Source organism: Trinickia sp. (genome assembly GCF_051961175.1).
In the GTDB taxonomy this organism is placed as follows: Bacteria; Pseudomonadota; Gammaproteobacteria; order Burkholderiales; family Burkholderiaceae; genus Trinickia.
The window spans coordinates 1-3,340 of the sequence record NZ_JBQCDN010000022.1; the positions used below are offsets into that span (position 1 = coordinate 1).

Annotated in this window: 2 protein-coding genes and 1 pseudogene; 1 reads left to right on the forward strand and 2 read right to left on the reverse strand. The window is 64.7% G+C overall.

Going from position 1 to position 3,340, the window contains the following annotated elements; all coding sequences use genetic code 11:
• Positions 1 to 184, reverse strand: a pseudogene (locus ACTHL0_RS01460) (squalene synthase HpnD); the annotation flags it as partial.
• A 468-nt stretch (positions 185 to 652) separates the two neighbouring features.
• On the opposite strand from ACTHL0_RS01460, the gene ACTHL0_RS01465 reads away from it, so the two are divergent.
• Positions 653 to 1,996 carry a nicotinate phosphoribosyltransferase gene (locus ACTHL0_RS01465; RefSeq protein ID WP_440564806.1) on the forward strand — a complete coding sequence of 448 codons (1,344 nt, stop codon included), beginning with the start codon at positions 653 to 655 and terminating at the stop codon, positions 1,994 to 1,996.
• Positions 1,997 to 2,030: 34 nt separating this feature from the next.
• On the opposite strand, the gene ACTHL0_RS01470 is transcribed toward ACTHL0_RS01465, so the two are convergent.
• The coding region (locus tag ACTHL0_RS01470; RefSeq protein WP_440564807.1) for an aspartate aminotransferase family protein at positions 2,031 to 3,340 on the reverse strand (1,310 nt) is incomplete at its 5' end.

The following is a 3,340-nucleotide window of genomic DNA, read 5'->3' on the forward strand; positions in this document are numbered from 1 at the left end:
GGTCGCTCGTGTCCTTGACGGTTTCCTCGAGCTCGCGGCGCAACGCGAACAGCGCCGTCAGAAAAGATTGCCGCGACGCGGGCGCCTGGCGCCGCGCGTAATAGGCGCTCGAACCGGCGGGCGCCGCTTTCTGGGCGCAATAGTCGTCGAAATTCTGGGGGGCGGAGATCGGGGCTTGTGGCACGGCGAACGAACGGTGAGGCAATGAGTGGGGGTGGGCAGTCGTTTCATCTGCGGGCAGGCCGCGAGCGAACGGGCTCGGGGCGCAGCCGGACGGGGCGTCCGGCGCTCGCTTTGGTGCGGATACTACCTCAGTTTCGTCGTACGAGCCGGCCGCGGCGGCCGCGTTGCGCACCTCGCTAATGCGGTTGTCGTGTCACGGCTTTGACGATCGAGTCTCCGCGCTCGGTCAGGCGGACCCGGCGGCCCGTGACCCAGTCCTCCAGCGCGGCGAGTTGGCGCTCGACAAGCGACGCCAAATCGTCCCCGATCGAGTTCGTCCATTGCGCGCATATCGCCCGCGGCCAGCAGGGCGGCGAATTCGGGACGATTGTCGTACCGCCGCGTGCAGCAAGTCGCCGAGTAATGTACGCCAACGCGCGGACCACTGGGCGCCCGTTGAGCGATCATGCCGCAGCGCGGAGACGACATCATGAAGCTATCGCCCGACAGTGCTCTTCTGACCGATCTCTACGAGTTGACGATGCTGCAGGCGTACTTCGACGCCGGCATGAACGAAACGGCATCGTTCGAGCTCTTCGTGCGCGCGCTGCCGCTGCAGCGCAACTTCATGATGGCCGCGGGGCTCGAGCAGGTGCTCGGCTACCTCGAACGGCTTCGGTTTATGCCGGACGAATTGTCGGCGCTTTCGAAGACGGGCCGCTTTCCCACGCCGTTCCTGAGATCGCTCGAGCATTTGCGCTTCACGGGCGATGTCGATGCAATGGCGGAGGGGACGGTGTTCTTCCCCGACGAGCCGATCCTGCGCATCACGGCGCCGATGCGCGAAGCGCAGTTCGTGGAAAGCCGCGTGATGAACCTCGCGCATTTCGAAACCGTCGTCGCCAGCAAGGCGGCGCGCTGTGTGCTGGCGGCGCCCGATAAACTGCTTGTCGATTTCGGGCTGCGCCGCGCACATGGTGCCGAGGCGGCTTTGCTCTCTGCGCGCGCCTCCTATGTGGCCGGATTCGGCGGCACCGCAACCTTGCCGGCGGGCCTTATGTTCGATATCCCCATCTACGGGACGATGGCCCATTCCTATGTTCAGGCGTACACGGACGAAGCCCTGGCCTTCGAGCAGTTCGCGCGTTCGCAGCCGGAGAATGCGACGCTGTTGATCGATACCTACGATACGGAGGCCGGCGCGCGCAAGGTCGTGGCACTCGCGCCGCTGCTCGCGCGCGACGGCATTACGATTCACGGTGTCCGGCTCGACAGCGGCGATCTGGCCGCCAATGCCCGGCGCGTACGACAGATCCTGGACGACGGAGGACTCTCGGCCGTGTCGATCTTCGCGAGCGGCAATCTCGACGAGTATCAGTTGCGTCAGTTGATTGCCGGGCAAGCGCCGATCGACGCATTCGGCATCGGCACGCGCATGAATACGTCGTCCGACGCACCGTATCTCGATTGCGCGTATAAGCTCGTCGACTATGCGGGCGAGGCGCGCCGCAAACGCTCGGAAGGCAAGACCACTTGGCCCGCGCGCAAGGCCGTGTATCGCCTGACCGGGCCGAACGGCGTCATGGCGGGCGATTGGATTACGCTCGACCGGGAACGGCGCGACGGCGAACCATTGCTCGAACCGGTCATGCGCGGCGGCAACCGCTGCGCCTCCCCCATACCGCTTCAATCCATCCGTGAACATGCGTGGCGGCAACTGCGTGCACTACCGAACGCGCAGCGCACCCTCGATATCGACGAACCGTATCCCGTCGCCGTGTCCGACGGCTTGCGCGAACTGGCACGGCGTCTCGACGAAGGGCGGGGCGGTTAGGCGAACGCGACGCAAACCGGCGCACCGCCGCTCGCTACGCCATGCCGAACTGCCGCGCTGTCGCATCGATGGCACGCTTCGCTTTATCGACGATTTCATCGACCTCCGTGCGCGAGACGACGAGCGGCGGAGAGAGCAGCATCCGGTCGCCCGACGCGCGCATGACGAGGTTGTCGTTGAAGCAGAAGTCGCGGCAGACGATCCCCACTTCGCTGCTCGCCGCGAAGCGTTCGCGCGTGTGCGGGTTCTGCGCGAGCTGGATGCCCGCCGCGAGTCCCGCGCCTGCGATCTCGCCGACTATCGGATGGCCTTCGAATGCCTGCCGCAAGCTGGCTTGAAAGTACGGGCCCGTCTCGCGCCGGACGCGCTCGACGATGCCCTCGTCGCGCAACAGCTGGAGGTTCGCCAGGGCGACGGCGGCGGCCACCGGGTGGCCCGAATAAGTCAGGCCGTGATTGAACTGGCCGTTGTCGATGATGGCTGCCGCCACTTTGTCGTGCAACGCGACTGTGCTCATCGGCACATAGCCGCTTGTCAGGCCCTTGGCCAGCGTCAACAGATCGGGTTCAAAGCCGAAATGTTGATGCGCGAACCATTGCCCGGTGCGCCCGAAGCCGCCGATGACTTCGTCGGCGATCAGCAAAATATCGTACTGGCGGCAAATGCGCTGTATCTCGGGCCAATAGGTCGAAGGCGGGAAAATAACGCCGCCGGCCCCCTGGAACGGCTCGCCGATAAACGCGGCGACGTTGTCCGGCCCGAGCTCGAGAATCTTCGCTTCGAGTTGCCGGGCGCGCTCGATGCCGAACGCTTCCGGCGAGCAATCGGGTGGCGCTTCGCCGAAGAAGTAGGGCTGATCGATATGGACGATGTGCTCGACTTTCGAGGGCATTTGCTCGTGCATGTCGTTCATTCCGCCGAGCGTGGCACCGGCGATCGTCGAGCCGTGATAGCCGTTCTTGCGTGAGATCACATACTTCTTCGACGATCGGCCTTGTGTCGCCCAATATCGATAGACGATGCGCAGGGCCGTGTCGTTGGCCTCCGAGCCGCTGCTGCCATAGAAGAAGTGATTGAACGGCGCCGGCGTCAGCTCGGAGAGCAACGCGGACAATGCGATCACAGGCGGATGGGTCGTCTTGAAAAACGTGTTGTAGTAGGGCAGCTCCCGCAGTTGGCGATAGGCCGCATCGGCCAGTTCCTTGCGGCCGTAGCCGACGTTGACGCACCAAAGGCCCGCCATGCCGTCGATGATGCGATTGCCGTCGGAATCCCACAGGTAGACGCCCTCGGCTTTGACGATCACGCGGCTGCCGGCGCGATTGAGCGCGCCCATATCGGAAA